Genomic DNA, 22439 nt, shown 5'->3' with positions numbered 1-22439 from the left:
GCACTTTTATTTAGCGAACAAGGACTGTTATGAGTCAGAAGAATTTCAGCAAATTGAACGAAACCGAACTTGAGTACGTCGATGATAAGACAGCGGCGCTGCTCCTCAATACGCCAACCAGTGCGCGTATTATGCTATGGGTGATCGTTCTGTTTTTTATTGCTGCTATTGGGTGGTCTGCATGGGCCGAAATCGACAAAGTCACCGTTGGCCAAGGCAAAGTCATCCCCTCCTCCCAGATTCAAGTGGTGCAAAACCTTGAGGGCGGCTTGGTAAAAGAGATATTAGTTCGAGAAGGTCAACAAGTTCAAAAAGGTCAACAGTTGCTCTTGATCGATGATACTCGATTTCGTTCTGACTTCCGAGAACGCGAACAACAAGTCGCCAACTTAACCGCCAACGTTTTAATGCTTTCCGCTTCCTTTAACAGTGTCGTGATCAATGAAGAGTTCTCGGTCGAGAACTGGAAAAAAAGTGTCCTTCTAGACTACGGTAAACTTGCCTTCCCACCCGCACTTTACGAGCTTCAGCCTAAATTGGTCAATCGCCAAAAAGCAGAATACCGCCAAGATTTGAACAACCTAAAAAACCAACTTTCCGTTTTTGATCAACAAGTTGAACAGAAACAACAAGATTTAATTGAGATAAAAGCACGTGTCGATAACTTGAGACAGAGTTATAAGTTTGCTCGCCAAGAACTAGACATCACCAAACCACTTGCAGATGAAGGGGTAGTACCAAGAATTGAGCTACTCAAGCTTCAAAGACAAGTGAATGATACTCGTCGAGAATTGACCTCTAGCGAGCTCAAAATCCCTCTCCTACGCTCAGCGATTAAAGAAGCGATGCTAAGCCGTATCGATGCCGCATTGAGCTTCCGCTCAGAACAACAGGAAAAGCTCAACCAAGCGCAAGACAAACTCTCAGCAATGACAGAATCTTCGGTTGGGCTTGAAGACAGAGTAAATCGGACAGTGGTGGTTTCTCCTGTAACTGGCACCGTTAAAACGCTTGGTATTAATACCGTGGGCGGTGTTATCCAACCGGGTATGGACATCGTAGAGATTGTACCGACTGAAGATTCTCTATTAGTCGAGGCCAAAATCGCCCCACAAGACATCGCATTCCTACGCCCTGAGCTGCCCGCCATTGTTAAATTTAGCGCTTATGACTTCACTAAATATGGTGGTCTAGAGGGCGTGTTAGAACACATCAGTGCCGATACTACCCAAGATGAAGAGGGCAATAGCTATTACATCGTGCGTGTACGTACCGAGAAATACAGCTTTGGCCACAATGAAGAGCTACCTATTATTCCGGGTATGACGGCTTCAGTCGATATCATAACCGGCAAGAGAACTGTGCTTGAGTACATGTTGAAACCGATCCTCAGCGCTCAAAATAACGCACTAAAAGAGTAAGGACGCTTGATGGTTTACAACGTCTTTAAACACTCGGAAAACAGACAAGAGCAGAGGCTATGAAGTCTCAATTTTCGCTCTTGTTGTTAGTCCTTACCTCTTTTACCTCTGGGGCGCTGAACAAGAGCGACCAACGATGGATAGATGCCGTCTCTGAAACCTATGGGGAAAGAGCCGGAAAGCGAGTCGCAACATGGCGTTCAAATATGACGTCATACGATGGATTGAGTGAAAAAGAGAAACTCGAGTCTGTTAACCAGTTCTTTAACCAAATGTACTTTGTCGACGACAGCATACTTTGGGGAAAGAACGACTATTGGGCGACACCACTGGAATTTTTGGGAAGCAACGCCGGTGACTGCGAAGATTTCACTATCGCAAAGTACTTCTCTTTACTTGAACTGGGCGTCTCAGATAAAAAATTACGATTAGTGTATGTAAAAGCACTTGAGCTAAACCAATTCCATATGGTGTTGGCATACTACTCAACACCCAGTGCCGAACCACTAATTTTAGACAACTTAAACCCTGAAATAAAACGCGGCTCCAAACGCAGAGACCTGCGACCGATATACAGTTTCAACGGTAAAAACCTTTGGTTGATCAAGTCGGCAGCAGGCAGCGGAAAGCTAGCAGGGAAATCTTCACGATTGAGCTTATGGAACGACTTACGTTCTCGTGAGCGCTCTCTTAAATTAAACAAACCCATTATCAATTACGATGAGTAGGTACAATGACTTTATATAAACAGCTTGTGGTCGGGATGGTTGCAGTGTTCATATTGCTGATGACGTCAGTTTTTATGATCGAATTCAACACCACCCGTGGATACTTAGAAGAGCAGCAACGCTCTGAGGTAAGTAATACCATTAATACTGTTGGACTGGCTCTCGCCCCTTACCTAGAAGAAAAGGACAAGGTGGCTGTAGAGTCTGTTATCAACGCCCTGTTTGATGGCAGCTCTTACTCTGTCGTACGATTGATTTTTCTCGACAGCGGTGACGACATTCTTCGCTCATACCCAGTAAAACCAACAGGCGTACCAGAGTGGTTTACCAACCTTAACCTGTTTGAACCGGTTCATGACCGTCGCGTAATTACCAGTGGTTGGATGCAACTGGCAGAAGTCGAGATTGTAAGCCATCCAGGCCCAGCCTACGATCAACTTTGGCAAGCATTTACGCGCTTAGTGACCATATTTGGAGCCATCTTCTTGCTGGGTTTGGTCTCTATCTCTTGGATCCTTAAACGAGCACTGCGTCCTCTTTCATTGATCATTACCAAAATGGATCAAATCGCCAAGAATCAGTTTGGTGAACCATTGGTTCGTCCGAAAACAAAAGATTTGATCTTAGTGGTTGATGGAATTAACCACATGTCGACACAAGTTGAACAGGCCTTTAAGAACCAAGCGAAAGAAGCGCAGAAGCTACGTGAACGCGCTTATATCGACCCTGTATCTCAACTAGGTAACCGCGCTTACTACATGTCTCAGTTAACTCAGTGGTTAGAAGAGTCAAGTTTAGGTGGTTTAGCGGTACTAAAAGCCGAGTTTATTAGTGAAGAGTACGATGAAAAAGGTTATCAAGAAGGCGATGCATTGGTACACCAACTTGCCGATCTGCTGCAAGCTTCGATTTCATCGCCAGATATAACTATAGCTCGAATTTCTAGTGACGAATTTGGCTTTATTATGCCAAACATCGACGAGAGCGAACTTAAACTCGTCGCGAGCAGTATCGTAAACTGCATTCAAAACCTAGGTTCAGATCCAACCGGTATGGCGAATCCACACATTGCACTTGGTGTTACCTACAGTAACAAGAGAAAAACCAGTACCGAAATTATGTCGCTGGTGGATAACGCATTATCAAATGCGAAAGCAAACCGCGAGCTAGCTTACGGCTACGTAACAGCTGATGACCACGGTGCAGTGATGGGCAAACAACAATGGCGCATGCTGGTTGAAGAAGCGATCATCAACGACCTAATGACTTTCCGTCTGCAAGCGGCGAATAACGCTTTTGGCAAAACGTATCACCAAGAGGTGTTCTCTGCGATTGAGAAAGAGGGTGTTCGTTACGGGGCTAACCAGTATCTATACGCACTAGAACAACTTGAAATGAGCCACATTCTCGACCAATACGTTATCGAGAAGATGATTGAGAAACTGAATGCAAAAGAGGTGACCAGCCCAATTGCTATCAACATCTCACCGAGCAGTATTTCTCAACCAAGCTTTATCCGTTGGATTGGAAATACTCTGGATCAAAACGCTTCTATCGCACACTTGCTTCACTTTGAGATTCCAGAAAGTTGCTTCATCAATGTTCCACACTACACGGCGCTATTGTGTAACACCATTCGTAACGCAGATGCGGTGTTTGGTGTCGATAACTACGGCCGTAATTTCCAATCGCTCGATTACATCAACGAATACCGTCCAAGCTATGTGAAGCTCGATTACTTGTTCACACATAACCTTGATGACGAAAAACAGAAATTCACCTTAACATCAATCTCTAGAACCGCTCACAACCTAGGCGTGACAACTATTGCGTCTCGAATCGAAACTCAGACTCAATTAGACATTTTGTCTGATAACTACGTAGAAGTGTTCCAAGGCTTCATTGTTGATAAATAGTTGTAAGGGTTATATCACATGCAAGATCCACTATTGAACTCATTGATCTACGTTAGCCGGTATTACGGGTTAGCTAACTCGCCCGAAGCGTTGATCAATGGGCTACCACTATCTGATGGGAAGCTAACCCCTTTCCTATTCCCTCGTTCAGCTGAACGAGCAGGATTAGTGGCGAAAGAAAATCGTTGCGACTTAGAAAGTATTCCTCACCTCATTCTACCTGCTATTTTACTTCTCAAGCAGGGCGAGGCATGCGTTCTGAATAGTATTGATTCAGAAAAACAAGAAGCAGAGATCATCACAGCAGAGAGTGGAATGGTGCCGATCATCATTCCACTAAACGAGCTGAAAGAGCAATTCATCGGTCGTTACTTCCTAGTAAAAAAACAGTTCCGTTATGATGAGCGCTCACCAGAAGTCCTAAAAACACGTAAGGGTCACTGGTTTTGGAGTACGATCTGGGAATCTAAAAACATCTATCGAGATGTGTTGATTGCCTCTATTCTGATCAATATATTCGCGATTGCTGCGCCAATGTTTACTCGTTTGGTATACGACAAAGTAGTACCTAACCTCGCATTTGAAACCCTATGGGTATTGGCGAGTGGTATTTTTGTCGTCTTCCTTTTCGACCTGCTTTTAAAATTAATGCGAAGTTACTTTATTGATGTCGCGGGTAAGAAATCCGATATCCTTATTTCCTCTAAGCTTTTCAGCAAAGTGTTAGGGATTCGCATGGAAGCCAAGCCCGCTTCAGTTGGCGCTTTCGCAAAAAACCTGCAAGAGTTCGAGTCTATTCGTGAGTTCTTTACCTCTGCAACTATTGGTTCATTAATCGATTTACCATTCGCGTTGATGTTCCTTGCTTTAATTTGGTTAATGGCAGGGAACCTCGTGTTTGTTCCTGTTGCTGGTGTAGTAGTCCTGATTATCTACGCACTGTTAATCCAAGGACCACTGCGTCGTACGATTGAAGAAGGGTCACGTCTTGCTTCTCAAAAATACGCGAACTTAATTGAAAGTTTGGCTGGGTTAGAGACGGTTAAACTGTTCAGCGCGCAAAGCCAATTTCAGTTCCGCTGGGAAGAAGCCGTTGCTCATATGGCAAACTGGAACATTAAAAGTCGACGTATCACCGACAGCATCCAAAACACTGCTGGCTTCGTTCAACAAAGTACCAACGTTGGGATGATCATTTTCGGGGTGTATCTCATTGCGGAAGGTGAACTCACTATGGGTGGTTTAATTGCCGCAACCATGTTGAGCGGCCGTGCCATTGGCCCTCTTGTTCAGTTGTCGCTGCTTTCGACCCGCTATAACCAAGCGAAATCATCAATGACTTTGATTGAACAAGTGATGTCGATGCCAGACGAGCAAGAAGAAGGTAAACGCTACATCCACCGTCCTATTATCCAAGGCCATATTGCGCTAGATAAAGTAACGTTTCATTATCCTGATTCTCCAGTTGCTTCTATCAGAGATCTCACCCTAAACATTTCTCCAGGTGAGAAAGTTGCCATTATTGGTCGTATTGGCTCGGGTAAGACAACGCTGGAACGCCTGATTATGGGCCTGTATAAGCCCACAGAAGGCCATGTACGCATTGATGACACCGATATGGAACAACTGCACCATGTCGACGTACGACGCAACATAGGCTGTGTTCCTCAAGACAGTAACCTATTCTATGGTTCAGTGAGAGACAACATTACATTAGGCCGCCCTCTAGTCGACGATCGTGATGTGATGGATGCAGCCAACCGTGCCGGTGTTACCGCCTTTACTCAGCAAGATCCTGCAGGTTTAGAACGTCAAGTCGGTGAAGGCGGTGCTTTGCTCTCTGGTGGCCAGCGTCAATCGATCGCCATTGCCAGAGCATTCCTAGGTCGCCCGCCAGTACTTTTATTAGATGAGCCAACCAGCGCCATGGATAATCGCTCAGAGATGCACATCAAGCATCAGCTGAGTCAATTGCAACCAAGTGAGACCCTAATCCTTATTACGCACAAGACTTCGATGTTGGATATTGTAGACAGAGTAATTGTGATGGAAAAAGGCAGCATTATCGCCGACGGTCCAAAAGCACAAGTTCTATCAGACCTCAAGCAAGGCAAAGTAAGGGCTGCTAGCTAATTGGAAAAATGAAACGAATTTAAACGCGAGTAGAAATAGAAAGGGGAGCATTAGCTCCCCTTTCTTATATTTGCCGCACACCTAATTAGCCACTCAACAAAACCAACCAATCAACTAATTAACTAATTAACGCCAAATCTCTTGGTTACAGAGCGAGGTCTTCTTGTTCCATTTTAAACGAACACTGGATCTCATATTGGTTAAATGAGAACACGCTGCCGCCGTGGGTTCGCTTGGTTGTGACTGTCTCATCACCAAACTGAATCGTAACTCGGGTATATACCTTTTCATGAGCCTCAACAGTGCATTCAGCAAGGTTGGTTTCAAACTCGGCTTCGAGTGTGTCCAAGTGTGATTTGGTATTCTCAATCGCGAGGTTATTCTTTTCTCGTTGCTGCTCTATTTCTAGTGCTTCAGCCTCAGTTCTCTCGGCTTTTGAGCGTTTCTTAAATTCAAGCTCTTGACGAATCACTTCCATGGTTTGCTCTTGAGCGTGCTTATAAGTTTCCTTTAGTTCAACAATCTTTTGTCTATATCCATCGTAACGTGCAAATCCATGGACCTTGGTCGCGGTGTCTCCCTCAACGCCTAAGAACACACATTCCACTTTGCCGCCAACTTTAGCTTCGCCCCCACTGAGCGTTCCGTGTTTCTTCAAAGAATCCATGACAATAAAGTTGTTGCCACAGCGAATGTCGTTACTCATACTGTGTACGCCAAGTCGGATGTCATTCGCACTTTGCAGCTCTGCATTCTGCGCATAGCTTGCTGTTATAGATCCTTTCGTAAATACCTTACAACTTTTTGGCTCACCCTCTTTTGTGGTGTGGCCGATAATGCCTTTAGCGACTTTAATGTCACCTTGAGCCTGAACTTCGGCCGACTCGATAAAACCACCAACTGTAATACTCCCCGTCGCCTTAACTATCATTCCCGGTTCTATGTTTCCAGAGACAAACACATTGCCTTTAAATTTAACGTGGCCGGTGGATACATCGACGTTGCTAACACACAAGGCGTCATCCACTTCAATGGTTCGATCTTTAATGATGGGTAATCCGGGGTATGAAGCGAGGAGTAAATTGGGATCATCAGGGGAAATATAAGTGCCTTTTCCGGGCTTAATCAAACTGTCTTGTCCGGGAAGAGGCGGGATAACTCGACCTTGGACCGTAAAACCAGCGATACCTTTGGTGGCAGGAGTGCGCTTCATTAAGTGATCATTTTGACCAACAGTAATGGTTTGCCCTAAGTCTCGCATATCAATTTTGCCTTCGTCTTTACTACGTGGCTTCAATACTTGTCGCGTGATATCTTCAACTAACGCGGCAAACTTAGCGTCTTTACCCTTTACCGGTTGTGTACCTTTAGCAACCGGCTGAATAAACTTTTCACCCGGTTTCAGCTTGCTACTCATCATCAATACTTTTCTGAGCGCTAACTTATTAATCCCTTTTGTTATGTGTGCTAGAGCTAAGCAGTGAATGATGTCACTACCAAGCAGTGGTTTACCATTATACGGCCCAGTAACCACAAGACTCGCGAGCATCTCATCATCAGACAGTTCGACAGCAACACTTGTATCACGCACCTCAGCAATCAACATACCGTCGTACGCTTCACCTTTTCCTTCTTTAGCAAGAGTCACAAAGCGCAACACCTCTTCTTCAAAAAGAAAATAGTTAGACGCGCCTAACGTTTCCAAAACTGATGGTAGTGGCTTGTTGTCGAAGCTTGCGTCGACCACAACTCCCGATGGTAGACGAGCAACTACTTGTTGCTTGTCTTCTGACAATGTAACGATGTTATCCCACATTCGAATTGAGTATCCCTAATGACTCAGTTGATATTCAGTCTATATAATTCGTTCAGACCTTAGAATCTCCGCATTTGAATAATCAGCGTCACATCACTTACTTTCGATCTTGCAAAGCTGACTCATAAATAAGACTTACCCATTTTATCTTCAAATTCGTATTTACAAAGGTTGAGTGGGATGTCTTTCGCCATTTAAAGTTAAACGCAATGAATAGTGAATCAGCTAAATTCAAACTAGTTTAGCCAAAGTATGATTTAGTGATAGCAGGAGAAAATTGAAAATCAATGATATAAATGAGTCTGGGGATAATGGGAAAGGTTGGGAATCAATATTGAAGTTCAGTTTACAGTGTAAATTCGTCATTCTAATTTACACTGTAAATCCAATTCAAAAACCAGCTACGCTATTTACACTGTAAATTGGATAATAGGACACCGACATCTTGTCTAAATTGAAGCTCTGCTCGCTTACGTCCAACAAGGCTAAATTGTTCAACACATGTCCCCCACTCTTTCTGTTGGACCACTTTCGCGATAACTAAGTCAGAGACAACGAAACTAGCATTGCCCACAAGCTCTGATTTAGTTGTCTGAATTTGACAAGCATTACTCAGCAAAACCAGCTTCAACACACTAAAACCAATGCTGTCGTAGCTATTGCCACCGTCGACATAGTTCTTGAGAAGTTGGATTTCGAACTCAGAAATCGGATTAGAAATATTGGGGAGTAACGCTCGCACCATTTCAGTTTCAAGCGAGACCAAAGAGCCGGACACCAAAAAACAGAAGCTACTTTCGAAGTGATGTTTTAGCTTACTGATCCAGTGTTGAGCTATCTTGTTAAGTGGCTTAACCATTAACACAGAGTGACATCCACTTGCCTGATCTCGCTGGTGGCCAATATGGACAGGTAAAAATTCATTATCTCGCCAAAAAGAAATCAACTCACTAGTCGCACCAAAGCTCGTCGCCAGATAATCGGTTTGTTCCATTTGCTCAGACAACTTAGCCAGCATCCAACTGCCGATGCCCAAACCTTGATGTCGGGATGAAACAGCAATTCTCATCACTCGAACGCAACGATTCGTTGCCGCTTGTGCACAGCCAAGTTGATTTGCCAACAAAACCGGAGCGAGATGACCTTGTGGTCTTCGTTTCCCAGTTTGGATTTGAAGAATTAATTCATCACCCAAACCGCCCTCTTCCGTCACTAACACACAGCCTAAACAGTTATCTTTCTGCCAAGCCGCGTATAAGTGAACAGATGGGTTGTTAAGGAACTGCATTAAGTCATTTGGAGACGTCTGATAATGAGCATCGACCAACAGTGCGAAACATTGTTGAAGTTTTTCAGGGTAAGCAAGACCATCTTCTTTGGACAACTCAACCAAGTTAAGATGATTTATTCCATTTTCTGCAAAACTAGCTAGCTCGTTAAAAGCTGAGTCATTAGTTGATAAGTCACTATTCAATAGGAAGCAATCAAACAGCCAACGTTCTAACGGGTCATTGTTATTCCAACGAATAGGTTGTTCAAGTTTGTAGCCTTTCCAGCCTGGGCGATACTCAGAAAGCCAAGCTTCAAACTTAAGTCCAAAACCTCTCCCACTTCCCTCATATCCATGAACAGTGGTCGAAAAAACCATGCGGTGATAAATATCGACCATAGATTTAAGCATCGGAACAGGAATAGCCGCAGCCTCATCCACCAAAAGTAAGTCACAATCTGGATTAGATTTAAGTAACTCGTCTGGCGCTACAAACCTTAGGCTTCCACCTTGATAGCAAATATAGGCCGCATTAATAGCTTCGCAAGAATCGAGTCGTTGGCTTGCGTGAGAAAAAACTGGCTCAATCGCTTTCATCGAAGGCGCGGTAACAATAATGTTTAGACCAGGACGCTCAAGCAAAAGTTGCGCTGCGGCGATACCCAATGTTGAGCTTTTTCCACGACCTCTATCGGCAGTAAGAATTAAGGGACGCTTACGGTGTCCAAAGACTACTTTTTTAACTAAATCTACAGCCGTGTTTTGCTGTTCAAATCGGTCTACTTCTTTTTCGGTTTTTCTCTTTTCTGGAAGTGAGTTACCCGCTTGAATCACATCTACGGATTCATTGCTCTGCGAAACTGAAAATAATCGGTCAAAATGCATTTTCAACCAACGTTTGCCTAAATCTGAATCCAACCCAGTTTCAGATTTACCAACACTTGGCGGCATCACCAATAATAAACCGCCCCCCATTAACGACCCCAATGCAGCACTGAAACCATTCGCGTCAAACTGTTCTCTAAAATCACAAACAAGAACTTGGCATTCGCGACCAAGTAGCTTCTGACCTTTTTTTACTGGAGCATGAGTCACGTCGTTAAGCGGAACGCCACCAAGCTGAAAAGTAGTTTGAGATTTGGCGTTTTCAAGAAAGGCGGAAATAGCCATGTTTTGCCAATTGAAGTCACCATCAAAAACAACGCCGTAACGGTGATCATTATGTTGAGCAATATCGGCAAGAGTATGGAGAAAAGTATTGGTTGGGTTTGTCATAGTTAGCGTCCAGATTCGTCTGAACACAGTTTATCACAGCCAAATAAAAAGCCGCATAAAGCGGCTCTAGAGTAGTGATGGAAAGCAGTCGACTTAATCGAGTTTAGCTTGAACGAACGCTAGAATCTCTTCCATTGTTGCATCATCCACTTTCTTAAGGTTTAGTGCTAAGTTCAACCCCTTACGGCTGTATGATGCACGACCTTTAATAAGCTCAACTTTTGGAGATGCTTTCTTCGCAGGAGCCGGCGCCAATTCAAGAATCCAACCTTCCAAAGTTTCTGTCACGTCTTTCGTTAAACGAGTGACCCCTTGAGCTTCGCTACGCTGCCATACAAAGCCTTCTGAAGCATCACACTTCGCCAGTAATGCTTGCTGCTGTTCGCTAGTCAAACCACCAAATTGTTTGTGTAGTTTAACAATTGTAGGACGACCAAGGTCGCTCACATTTGGGTAAGCTTGTAGCAATTCAAGCGGTAAAGCAGCCGCTTTCAACGCACCACTCACCAAAGCCTCGCTGCACTGGAACATTTTCGCTAGTGCTTTCTGGTCTTCAGCTTCACCTTTATCCAGCTTAGCTTGCATCTCTTTACCTTTCTCATACAGAGAAAGTGGTTTATGAGCATTAGCAACGTCTGATAAGAACTTAGCGTGTTCGCCATTAATGTTTTCAGCAACATAAATTAGGAATTCTTTGTCGGCCAAAATACATGACATACGACGACGGCTACCGTCAAGAACTTCAATCTTACCGTCTTTGTTCTTACGACCAACCGCTGGATATTGCTGACCACGCTCTTTTAACGTTGTAAGAACGTCAGAAAGCGCATGTTCATTTAAGAAAGATTGCTCACGTGCATTCTCTTCAAAAACAACAGTTCGAGTCGCAACTTCAGCTGCTGGAATTCGAACTAATTCAAATGAAACCAAATCTTCGCCTGCAACAGAAAGCTCGATGACTTGAGCCTGTTCTTTAGCAGCAGTTTGCGCTTCTTGCGGCGTTGCTACGCGACGTTTGTTTGCTTTACCAAATAGCTTCGCATTTAAGTCAGATGTTTTAATTGCCATTGTTGTTATCCCTGATTAAGTGAAGGCCAGTTGCTATGTAATACACGCTCTAATTCTAGAGCACTTTTTTGCACGGCGTCTTGAGCGACAGCTAGCGTTTTCTTACCGCCCTCAAAATCGCTCACCGTAAGATCGAAAACCGTACTGTAGGTATCTGCACAGGTTTCAAATGCACGGCTTCTTGGAATGGTTGCCATCATTACTTGGTCATTCAACAGGTAATTCATTTCAGTTAAAACAGAGACCTGCTTCTTGTTGTCATCTTCAAACATGGTTGGCATTAGACGAACAAACTCAAGCCCTTTCCAATCTTCCGGGAACATCTCGTACACGGTTGGTAAGTGCTGAAAGAAGTTAACGGTTGAAGCCCAGTCCAAACGCTTTGCAGCACATGGAATCAAAAGTGCGTTTGATGCGTACATGGCATTCCAAACTAGAGGATCTACGTGCGGACCGGTATCAATCATGATCACATCAAAATCATCGGCGATTTTGTCGATCAGTTTCTCTTTTAGAAGGCGAACGATATCAAGTGACTGGTCTTGCGACAGGCTTTGCCACGCTTCAGCATTAAACATCGCATCTTCTGGGAACGCAGAAATGGTCTTTAGGTTTGGATATTGAGTTGGCAATAGTACATTCTTGCGCAGAAATTCTAGGTCAACATCTTGGCCTTCAGGCACATTGTCCAACATGATGTCGACTGCAGAATAGATACTGTCGTGTTCTGCACCACTAATTTGTGGGTTTAAGAACAGGCGCAAAGAACCTTGTGGGTCTAAGTCGATTAGACAAATACGGTAACGCTTATCTAAATTCAGAGACAAACACGCCGCTAAATGAACCGCTGTCATTGATTTACCCGTACCACCCTTTTGGTTTTGTACGTTGATAATCCACGGTTTATTGTCAACATGCTGCTTGCGTTGATGGAACTTTGGCACCTCAGCCGCGTCCATAAGCATATGAGCTTCGGTCAATGAAATCGAGTAATGATTGGCGTTGTTCTTGGTAAATTGATGACCGTCCGCTTCAAGCTTAGTAATAGCCTCATCCAATTTTCGACGAGTTAAGCCAGAACGAGTCTCCATCATAGCTTTAGACATTGGAGGGAAATGTTCATCACTTCGCTCTTCCAAAATAATCTCAATTCGGTCAGCCTGAACTTGTTGAGTTTGTTCGGCTAGCTGATAGAGCTTATCAATCGTTTGTTCTCTTTTCATTGCCAGTTTCCGTAATGATTAACCAAGTACAAATTGTACAGCGATTAACAACAAACACAACAAAAACGTGAACATACATTTATGAGTAAAATCACATAAAATAGACTGAGTTTTTACAATTTGATGAAACTTAGTCTTAGATGAACACAAAAACATCCATTTTTGTCACCGATAACAGTGTTATTTCTACCTTACATTTTAAATGTTACAGCATCACTTATTTACAATGTAAATGGAATTTCAGAGAAAAAACTTCGGAACGATTGAAATACAGCCGTAGATTACGGTTTGTGTGATTTGCATTAGAAATTGACAGATTTTCAACCAACAAAGAGTAAAACCTAAAAAAGAGCTTGGTTAATAGAAAACAAAGCGAAGATGAGACGTCACTAAACAAAAGAGAATTGAGCCTCAACCGGAAGAATGATCATGGTATATATAACACGTCAGAAAATTGATAAGTCCATATTATGAAGCATGATCAAGGTGTAAACTCATCAATATTGATCCGTATGAATGTCCGTTCGAAATGATCAACCTCCGGAAAAATGATCAAGTAAATATCGTTCCGGAAGCATATAAATTTATAGCTAACTTACGGACAAATGCTTTTGCAATGGGGATTCAAGCTCTATAAGGCCTGATTGGTTAGAAATTCAATCGACACAGAATGGAAATGCAGAAACATGACAATTTCATGATCATGCTTCCTGATTTATTATGTTGCGAGCTAAAAGTGCCCAACCACTGACGGTGTGACCAATCTCGACCAATTTTTAAACATAAAAGGGGAGCAACGATATAAAAGCCCCATTACTTGATCATTGTTCCGATGAATTGGCTGTCAAAATGGCGACTTAGAAGTGATGAAGAGGTGCTTGAAGAATTGTGGACTGTGGATAAGCTGTACAAGCACTATGATCATACTTTCGAATCAATAATGATCATGCTTACAATCACTTAATGATCATAGTTCTGAAGTTCTGTGATCATGCTTTCTTAAGTTTAATGATCATAGTTTCGTGCTCTTTATGATCATGCTTTCCAAGAGGTTTTTTTTTAATTCTTTAGATTCAAACACTTAAATTAGAATTTGCACACAGATCATTAGATCACTTAATCATTTAAGATCATATTAATCAAAAAGATCAGTTATTTAAAAGCCGATAAATTCTCTTTCTTTATGATCATTCTTTCTTTATCATTTAGGAACTATAGTGAAATTACGGTTAGTGTGATACGGATCAAAAATGAAACCAGAAGAGAAATTGTTAATTAAGGCACGAAGCCACAAAGATGGTCATTTATTTGAGGTATCTGAAACAGCCGTTGAATGGATAGAACAATATCAACACTTCAAAGGTGTCACTAAAAGCATAGTTGAGCTTCTTAACCTAATTTCACTACGCGGGTTTAGTAGCAAAGACGGATATGTTTCTACCACTGAGATTATCGAATCAACCGATGGTCAAGTAACTAGAGCTGCTTTGCAACAAAGGCTTAGAGCCGCTGTAAATATCGGTCTTTTCAAGCAACTTCCAGTTCGCTTTGAAGAAGGTCTTGCAGGTAAAACTATGTTGCATCGCTTTGTTAATCCAAACCAATTAATATCGGTATTAGGTGCTACTAGCTTAGTAACGGAAAGCGTTAAGCAAAATGAAAAACAAAAACGTTCTAAAGCGCTGGCGCAAACCAAAGTAAACAAACGTTTATTGAATGAACACGGACTCAATACCCCGCCAACGATGAAAGACGAAGCGGATCAATTCATTGTTTCGCCAACCAATTGGGCAGGGATTATTGATCAAGCGTTAGCGCCACCAAGAACGCGCAAGAGCTACCAAAAATCGATGGTTTCGATCTCTGGCACTCGAGCTGTGATCGAGACACGATCTTCTAAAAATATTATGACGGTTGATGATCTGATGACGTTATTTGCGTTATTCACACTTACTGTTCAGTATCATGATCATCACCAAGATGACTACCATCTAGACGCAAAACATACCCCGAACAAAACACCGCTCTACATTACGGATATTTTGTCATTACGAGGCAAGAAGGACAGTGGTCCAGCTCGTGACTCTATCCGCGATAGTATTGATCGTATCGAGTTTACCGATTTCCAACTTCATGAACTTACTGGCCGCTGGCTTAGTGAGAACATGCCAGAAGGCTTTAAGAGTGATCGTTTCCGATTCCTAGCGAGAACCATTACCGCGTCGGAAGAAGCGCCTACAGAAGGCTCTGACGGCGAAATTCGCATTAAACCGAACCTATATATCCTAGTCTGGGAACCTTCGTTCTATGAAGAGCTTCTAACCCGTGATTATTTTTTCCTATTCCCGCCAGAAATCCTGAAGCAGCATACCTTGGTTTTCCAAATGTATTCTTACTTCAGAAGCCGCATGGCACGTCGGCATACGGACTGTATGTTGTTGAGCGAACTCAATCAGAAACTAGCTCGTAACATCGATTGGCGTCGCTTCTCGATGGATCTGGTACGTGAACTCAGAAAGTTAGGTGAAGTCGGGGATCAAGAAGACACCTTCTTAGTGAACTTGTGGGGTTACCACTTGACGATCACCTCGCTGATCGAAAAAGGAAAAACGACCGATTACCAAGTGGATATCAAGTGTAACGTGGAAGAGGTATTACGTTACTCAAGAGCACGAACCACTAACGCCGGTAAGCGCAATATGGCACCAACGTTACCGAATCCACTTCGTAATGAGATGGTATCTAAGCAGAAGTTAGAAGAGCTGTCTGAGATTATTGATGGTGAGTTTGAACCTATCCAACGTAAAGCACCGTCACCAAGAGGTAAATTGGGACGTCGAGTTAAACAGCGTAAACACTCTGTTGAGATAAATGCCGACGAGATCATGATAACTCTCTCTAAATATACCTCTGCAGAGGCCCTGGAGCGCAGTATAACGGCTTTATCAGCAATGACAGGGCATTCACATGCCTCAATCAAAGAAGAGTGCTCTGAGCTTATTGAGAAGCTTGATTGGCTGAGAGTAGGAGATGAGGTAATCCCATACGAAACGTTGAGTCGATTGATTGAGTTGTATAACGACCGTGATAGCACCAGCAACCGACACTTGTCGATTGAACGTTTGATCTCAGGTTTGGCTGTGCGTCGCAAAGTATGTAAACAAGTTCACGAAGGCCATTTGGACGAGAATGTATTCCTAGCGCTCGATGAAATGGCGATCGGCCATTAGCCATTATCCGTTTCCCGCAAGCAGTAAGCCCGTATTGATGGTCGATGAATGGATAGGTTGAACACATTGGGTGTTGATTAAAATCGCACCTAATGCTGACAAATTGATGACAATGTAACGCATCCAGTTGATTATTATTTATCCCGAATAGACAACCTTTGTCCTTTCTTATGATTAATAGATTGGCTCATATTTTGTTACATCATACTGAATAGATTTTCGCGAGTTCCTGAGGGACTCGCTTTTTTTTGCCTGAAATTCAGCTAATCATTAAAATTCAATAGCTTAAAGAATTAGATACCGAAGCATGATCAAGGTTAGATCATTCTTTCTGCGGATCTAACTCTGATGAGATTCTGATTTGATGTTTGATCGTGAAGGGCTTGATCAGTGGAGGTGACTTTGAATATTACCTTGATCATCGTTCTGGTGCTGATTTGCCATAAAACGCACATGCGATTCGATCAGTTTTTCTGACTCTTCTTTCCAGCGCGGTTCTTGTTGTTGGTTAGTAAATTCCAAAGCCAGTACACATAAATGCTGGAGCCGCTGCGTACACCACTCTTGCAAGTCAGGCTCTGATTTTGGGTCGCATGACACGGTCTGCAGCTTGCTATAGGCAAACATCAGGTATTGATAGGCCTTTTCTTGATTGTGCGAACCACCAGCCTCGTTTGAGAGCGATGATACGCTTGGTGCTGCAAACTTTGTTGATGTCGTCAGCGTTACGTCTTTATGTCGATAAAACGTAAAGATTCTCAGGCATCCGTCTAGCCAACATGCGATGCCTTTGCTCTGCTCGTTCGTGATCAATGGCCCCCAGAGTGCATCTGGAGGCGTTAAGATCAAAGGTTCTAACCGGTCCACTTGATCATGCTTTCGGTTTTTGTACCAATCTCCGATCCGCTCTAACCAAGTGTCTAGTTCATTCATGCAATTTTATCCCATTGTTTTACAAAGTGATTATTGGCAACTTGTTTGATTTTATGCTGTATTTCGCTGCTCTGATCTCGAATACGATCAGCGTCTATTGAATAGTTTGGCTCATTTTTGACGAGTTCGCCAAATGGTAGATTGGGATCGGGAACTGCAGAGATCAACAACTAGTGTAAGGGTGTTGTGGATTGGTCAAGATCGACTGAGTTGATCCCCATTCGACGATCTGCCCTTTGTGATGACGTAGTACATCGGCAAATTGTTCTTCGATGGTTAATACAGGGTATTCCAGAGTTCATTGCACTCTGGAATACCATCGCAATCTCACTCCAACGCAATGTATTCAAGCGGTTATCCGACAAGCTCAATAGGTCTTGCCCTTTAAACAGTATCTTTCCCCCTGACATGAAAGCCGGCGGCTTTGCAGGCGGTTAATGGCAAATGCGATAGTGCTTTTGCAACAACTTGATTCTCCGGCTAAGCCGAAAATTTCGCCTTGGCCTATGCTAAAGCTAACGGATTTGACCGCATTGAAATCACCGTCATCGGTGATGTAGTCGACACATCGATTTTTTACTTCAAGAAGAGGTGTATCTGAATTTTCCATAGACATGATTGATACTTAGTTATGATATTGATAACCATTATCATTAATATGAGTTGGATTTAGTGGAAGCGACGAGCACGAAAAGGATGAAGTGCCTCGAAATTTATCTTGGGTTATTTCACGAATTTCCAGCAGAAGAGAAGCATTGAAAGAGGGGAAAATGAGAGTTGGATCAAACCACATTTCTTATGGGGAATCTTTTAAATGTAATTGCAGAAAATGGCTTTGGCAAAGTTTAAATGAGGCATTTATTAATTAGCTTTGTGAAGCGTCGGAATCATCACATTTCAGTACAGAACTTCTTAACAACCGAAATAGCATTTGCTACAGATTACCTGTCCATTACATGGTGCTTTTCGGAGGAAAACATGTCCATTAATTCTATCAACCATGATGAAATGACAAATATTGCAAATAAGTGGGATGCTGAAGAAGAAGTATCTTTCAAACCAGAGAAGAAAATGAAATCTGCTGAAGCTCGTCGCCGTATCGAGGCTCTAAGAGAAATTAGAGAAAGCGGTTTGAGTCTGGAAGAGGCGAGGGAGTTAGGTCTGATTCACTAATCATTCCCATTGCATTTGAGAGGGTGGTGCAATGCCACCCTTTGATTTATAAGTGTTTTTATGATTTTTCTATGTCCAACCCCTAATATGGATGATTTTATTCCTGCCTTTGAAACCTGCCTCGTCTTTTTAATATGCCTTCTTTCTAACTAAATATACGCTCAAGACATACTCTTGAACTAAGTGGTTTGACAGCAATATTCAACGCCACTAATTTTAAAGTTAACGCAAAAATATGCGATGTCGTTGGTAAGGAGAAAGCTATGTCTAATTCTGTGGCTCACGCGAAAGAGGTGCTGTTTTATGAACCTGAAGATCCAAACGGATACCTTTCAAACTTTGCAGCTTGTCCTATCGAGGTTGGTGACCAAATTTGGGCTACCAGCGAACATTATTACCAAGCGATGAAGTTCTCCTCTCAAGCGTTACGCAATATCATTCTCGAAGCCAGAACGCCCGCAGAAGCCTTTTCCTTAAGTCGTGATTATGAAGACCAAGTACGTGAGGATTGGTACGATATTCGTGTTGAAGTGATGGAGTTCATCGTGGCCGAGAAGTTCAGACAGAATCCGCAGTTTGCTTTGTTTCTTACTAATACGGGTGATTCAGTGATTAAAGAACATTCTCACAAAGATAGTTTTTGGGGGGATGGGGGCGATGGAACTGGCGAGAACCGTTTGGGCGAGATATTGATGGCGGTGCGACAACAGCTGCGTACTCAGCCATCACATTTGACCGATTACTGTATCTGACCGCTTAGCATTAACCTATTCTGGATTTTAACTAAACGACTTGTCGTCACCAAAACTGAATTTTAAAGGCCGCTCAGCGAACAGGGCGGCCTTTTTCTTGGGAAGTTGACTCAGTGTGAGTAAAAGTACAAAAACGCGTTACCGCGTCATACTGGCGTTGCAAAGATAAATAAGTGCCACAGGGCTAGTGAGGTCCTGTAACTTGATATAAAACTAATATAACCAACTGAAGCTATAGATAGCTTTGTACGATGTCTTCGAGCTGGCCATCGTCTTTCATTTGATCGAGACGCTGGTTAATGAACGTTTGCAGTTTAGGATCCATCTCAGGGTCAAATGCCAAATGGATAGGGTAGTTATTGATCACGGAACCAAATTCTTGCATTTGATAGTCATCGATACTTAACTTTTGCTGATTTAGGTTGTATTTAATTCTCGATTCCATTTCAACAAACACGGTATCGCCTGGCGCACGATTTAGTACACGAAACGCTGCTGTATAATCTTTTACTCGAATTTCGTTGAGCTTACCTTGCTGGATATAAGGTTCTAGGTTCGGATACTCGAAACCTACAAGCAACACAACGGCTTTTCCGTTTAGATCGTCAATAGTATTAAACTCAAATGGCTCCTTGCCGCTGCTGAGTAATACATGTTTTACATTGTAAATTGGCTCTTCAGACAGATTAACCGACTGGATGTTTCCCCAACTAGGGCTGCCGTAGGTTACCCAGTTTGGGTTTTCTCTAGCATCGAGCTTGTCGATCATTCGATTGAAAGGGTAAGTGTGGTAGTTGATCTCGTATTGGCTGTCGTCGAATACCGCTTCAACAATATCTGAAACCATTCCTCTGTGAGATGACCCGTCAGATTCGATTTGAAAAGGTTGCGCTTGGCTCGCAATAATGTAGTAGTGAAGAGGTTCGCTTGCAAAAGCATAACTGCTTGAAAACAAACTGACTATGGATGCAACGATAAGATGTTTTTTCATAACCTTCCCTAGTTATTTGATGAATGACTACTATTATACTAGTTGAGTAATTGTAGTTTGCTAGGATAACAATAATGGTAAATTTTGTATGGTGAAAAAAGGAAAACGCTATATTGGACTCTCTCGACAATTGATCGGGTCAATCATTGCAATCAGCACCCTATTTACAGTCATAGTGACAGGTCTGGGTTTGTATGTGGAGTACCAAAATCGAGTTTCTTTTATCAGCTCTCAGATCGAACAGGTTAAAGCAGGATACCTTTCTGGCTTAACTGCTAGCTTGTGGGTGGAAGATCGCGACCAATTACTTGTACAAGCTGAAGGCATTTCCCGTCTCCCCTCTGTGAGCTACTTGTTGATTGAGAGCCCCGATGAAAAAATCGTAGAATTAGGGCAACAGACCTCTGGTCAGTCTTATTCCCAATCTTGGGAAATGGTGCACCAAATGGGCGGCATTGACTTCCCATTGGCGACGCTCACTGTGCAGTCTGATTTAAGCATGATCCTCAATGATTTCGAGGAGAGAGTTCTCTTATTGCTTGCCTTCGAAGCGGTTAAAATTTTCTTGCTGTCTGTGGTGTGTTTAACCATTGTTTATCGCCTGGTCGTGAAACGACTAATGACTATGTCTTCTCAGATCAATGAACAGCAGGTTGAAGACAATAAGCCACGTTTTCTTACCCCTACAGAATCTGCCTATCAAGATGAGATCTCGACACTAGAGTCTAGCTACAACCAATCTATTGAACGAATTCGTCAGCAATATCAAGAATTGGAAAAAGCTAAAAACACCGCTGAAATCGCTAACCGCAACAAGAGTGAATTCCTTGCCAACATGAGTCACGAGATCCGCACCCCAATGAATGGGATTATTGGGTTGTCATCATTGCTCTCTGAAATGGACATGTCGAAAGAGCAAAAAGAGTATGTCGATATGCTCAACACCTCTTCGCTTACTCTCCTTGATCTAATCAACGACATTCTCGATTATTCGAAAATTGAAGCGGGTCGATTAGAACTGCAACAAGAACCGATGAAAATGATGGGTATCGCTGCTGATGTTGAATCGACCTTCAGAGTCAAAGCAGAGCAAAAAGGACTGAGGTTCCAGTTGGCGATAGATCCCAAGATTCCAACCATGGTCATTGGTGACGGTACTCAATTAAGACAAGTGCTCAATAATTTAGTGGGTAACGCGATCAAATTCACCGAACATGGCTATGTCACGCTATCCATCCATTTAGAGCAAGTGATAGAACCTGAGCAAAAACTAAGGATGAGATTTGAGGTTACTGATAGTGGCATCGGTATTGCGGAAGACAAACAAAAATCAGTCTTCGATAAATTCCAACAAGCTGACGGCAGTACTACCCGTATTTACGGAGGCACAGGGCTAGGTCTAACGATATGCGATAAGATTGTGACCTTGATGGGCAGTAAACTTGAGCTGACCAGTGTCGAAGGCAAGGGGAGTACATTTTACTTTACGGCTGACTTTGATCCGTGCCTGGATGTTGATGAAAGTAATATTGATTTCAATAAGGTCTCGGTGTTATTGGTGGATGACAGCCAACTGAACATGCGTATCACGTCGACACAACTGCAGTCGTTCGGCGTTACCTCAGAGTGTTGTGAGACAGCAGGTCAAGCAATAGAGCTGGTTTCAGAGTCTGTGGTGAAGTCATTGCCTTATGATCTGGTGCTGATTGATAAAGTGATGCCAAACGTTGATGGTTTTCAGCTTGCCAGAAGCTTGATCGAGCGCTTCGGTAAAGCGTGCCCTAAATTGGTCATGATATCGGCTGACCCACGAAAACAAGATGAAGTGCGTGCCAAACAAGTGGGCTTTGTTGCCTACATTGCTCGCCCTTATCAAGATAACCAGCTTAAATGGACGCTGAGTGAAGTCCTCGCAAGAGCGGCCGATACTGAAATATTTACTTACTCAAACAGAGGTGAGGTTGCGTTCAAGGACAATGAGCCTGTTCCATCGACTAAACCTGAAGTTGTTGTTAAAGAAGATCTACAGCCAGAAGCGGCCAAAGCCTTGTTTAGCGGTAAAGTATTGGTCGTTGAAGATTCTAGAGTGAATCAACAAGTGGCCAAGATGATGCTCAAAAAGCTAGGGTTCGAGGTTGATATTGCAGACAACGGTGAAATTGGGGTAGAGAAATTTAAGGCTAATGAGTATGAGATGATCTTTATGGATTGCCAGATGCCAGTTCTCGATGGCTTCGAAGCGACTAAGCAGATCCGAGTACTCGAAGAAGATTCTTCAAAGCATATTCCAATCGTTGCGCTGACGGCCAACGTTGTGCAGAGAGACAAGCATTTATGTTTTGATGTCGGTATGGATGAGTTTTTACCCAAGCCGGTAAATCAAGGCAAACTGAGAGAAATTGTCGAAGGGTTCTTATCTAAAGATAGTGAATCGACGAGTAAAAATGAGCAGAAGATTGTTTAGGTTAAATGCCTTTGAAGACTGAGTATTGGGTTAAAAGGTAATAAAA

The 22439-nt window shown here is 42.9% G+C and carries 14 protein-coding genes and 1 pseudogene; 8 read left to right on the top strand and 7 right to left on the bottom strand.

The window, feature by feature from the left end:
- The first annotated feature begins 29 nt into the window (after positions 1-29).
- The 4 genes from L8S15_RS02530 to L8S15_RS02515 are packed head-to-tail and all read left to right on the top strand — an operon-like array spanning position 30 to position 6198.
- Complete coding sequence (locus tag L8S15_RS02530; protein ID WP_010432168.1) at positions 30-1421, top strand: HlyD family type I secretion periplasmic adaptor subunit; 1392 nt, start codon at positions 30-32, stop codon at positions 1419-1421.
- A 59-nt stretch (positions 1422-1480) separates the two neighbouring features.
- Entirely contained in the window at positions 1481-2149 is a 669-nt protein-coding gene (locus L8S15_RS02525; protein ID WP_010432171.1) for a transglutaminase-like cysteine peptidase, read from the top strand.
- A gap of 5 nt (positions 2150-2154) precedes the next feature.
- On the top strand, positions 2155-4065 hold the full coding sequence (locus L8S15_RS02520; RefSeq protein WP_010432174.1) for a LapD/MoxY N-terminal periplasmic domain-containing protein: 1911 nt from the start codon (positions 2155-2157) through the stop codon (positions 4063-4065).
- Between the two features lie 18 nt (positions 4066-4083).
- Complete coding sequence (locus L8S15_RS02515; protein WP_102285784.1) at positions 4084-6198, top strand: type I secretion system permease/ATPase; 2115 nt, start codon at positions 4084-4086, stop codon at positions 6196-6198.
- Positions 6199-6343: 145 nt separating this feature from the next.
- Here the strand turns inward: L8S15_RS02515 and L8S15_RS02510 are convergent, their stop codons facing one another.
- The 4 genes from L8S15_RS02510 to L8S15_RS02495 form a co-directional block, all read right to left on the bottom strand.
- Positions 6344-8014 (bottom strand): FapA family protein, encoded by a 1671-nt coding sequence (locus L8S15_RS02510; RefSeq protein WP_280571963.1) that lies wholly within the window; start codon positions 8012-8014, stop codon positions 6344-6346.
- A gap of 406 nt (positions 8015-8420) precedes the next feature.
- Complete coding sequence (locus L8S15_RS02505) at positions 8421-10559, bottom strand: GNAT family N-acetyltransferase (protein WP_280571961.1); 2139 nt, start codon at positions 10557-10559, stop codon at positions 8421-8423.
- A 93-nt stretch (positions 10560-10652) separates the two neighbouring features.
- The gene (locus L8S15_RS02500) at positions 10653-11627 is read right to left on the bottom strand and encodes a ParB/RepB/Spo0J family partition protein (protein ID WP_016767931.1); all 975 of its coding nucleotides are present in this window, start codon (positions 11625-11627) and stop codon (positions 10653-10655) included.
- Between the two features lie 5 nt (positions 11628-11632).
- Positions 11633-12850, bottom strand: coding sequence for a ParA family protein (locus tag L8S15_RS02495; protein WP_010432190.1), 1218 nt, complete (start codon positions 12848-12850; stop codon positions 11633-11635).
- A 1250-nt stretch (positions 12851-14100) separates the two neighbouring features.
- Here L8S15_RS02495 and L8S15_RS02490 point away from each other — a divergent pair.
- Complete coding sequence (locus L8S15_RS02490) at positions 14101-16080, top strand: replication initiator protein RctB domain-containing protein (RefSeq protein WP_010432193.1); 1980 nt, start codon at positions 14101-14103, stop codon at positions 16078-16080.
- Between the two features lie 387 nt (positions 16081-16467).
- Here the strand turns inward: L8S15_RS02490 and L8S15_RS02485 are convergent, their stop codons facing one another.
- Together L8S15_RS02485 and L8S15_RS02480 are read right to left on the bottom strand one after the other, a co-directional pair.
- Positions 16468-17013 (bottom strand): transcriptional regulator, encoded by a 546-nt coding sequence (locus L8S15_RS02485; RefSeq protein ID WP_280571958.1) that lies wholly within the window; start codon positions 17011-17013, stop codon positions 16468-16470.
- Positions 17010-17629: pseudogene (locus L8S15_RS02480) on the bottom strand (ATP-binding cassette domain-containing protein). The gene L8S15_RS02485 and the pseudogene L8S15_RS02480 overlap by 4 nt, the downstream one beginning before the upstream one ends.
- A 362-nt stretch (positions 17630-17991) precedes the next feature.
- Here L8S15_RS02480 and L8S15_RS02475 point away from each other — a divergent pair.
- Together L8S15_RS02475 and L8S15_RS02470 are read left to right on the top strand one after the other, a co-directional pair.
- Complete coding sequence (locus tag L8S15_RS02475) at positions 17992-18186, top strand: hypothetical protein (protein ID WP_004736928.1); 195 nt, start codon at positions 17992-17994, stop codon at positions 18184-18186.
- Between the two features lie 263 nt (positions 18187-18449).
- Complete coding sequence (locus L8S15_RS02470; protein ID WP_010432208.1) at positions 18450-18938, top strand: NADAR family protein; 489 nt, start codon at positions 18450-18452, stop codon at positions 18936-18938.
- A gap of 232 nt (positions 18939-19170) precedes the next feature.
- Here L8S15_RS02470 and L8S15_RS02465 read toward each other — a convergent pair whose 3' ends face one another.
- Positions 19171-19929 carry a transporter substrate-binding domain-containing protein gene (locus L8S15_RS02465; protein ID WP_010432210.1) on the bottom strand — a complete coding sequence of 253 codons (759 nt, stop codon included), beginning with the start codon at positions 19927-19929 and terminating at the stop codon, positions 19171-19173.
- Between the two features lie 88 nt (positions 19930-20017).
- Here L8S15_RS02465 and L8S15_RS02460 point away from each other — a divergent pair, with 88 nt between their 5' ends.
- Positions 20018-22393, top strand: coding sequence for a response regulator (locus L8S15_RS02460; protein WP_010432213.1), 2376 nt, complete (start codon positions 20018-20020; stop codon positions 22391-22393).
- Positions 22394-22439 lie beyond the last annotated feature (46 nt).

The organism is Vibrio sp. S/42/10 (genome assembly GCF_029890535.1).
In the GTDB taxonomy this organism is placed as follows: domain Bacteria; phylum Pseudomonadota; class Gammaproteobacteria; order Enterobacterales; family Vibrionaceae; genus Vibrio; species Vibrio cyclitrophicus.
The sequence above is the reverse complement of the archived record's forward strand: the minus strand, read 5'-3'. Positions and strand labels throughout refer to the sequence as shown.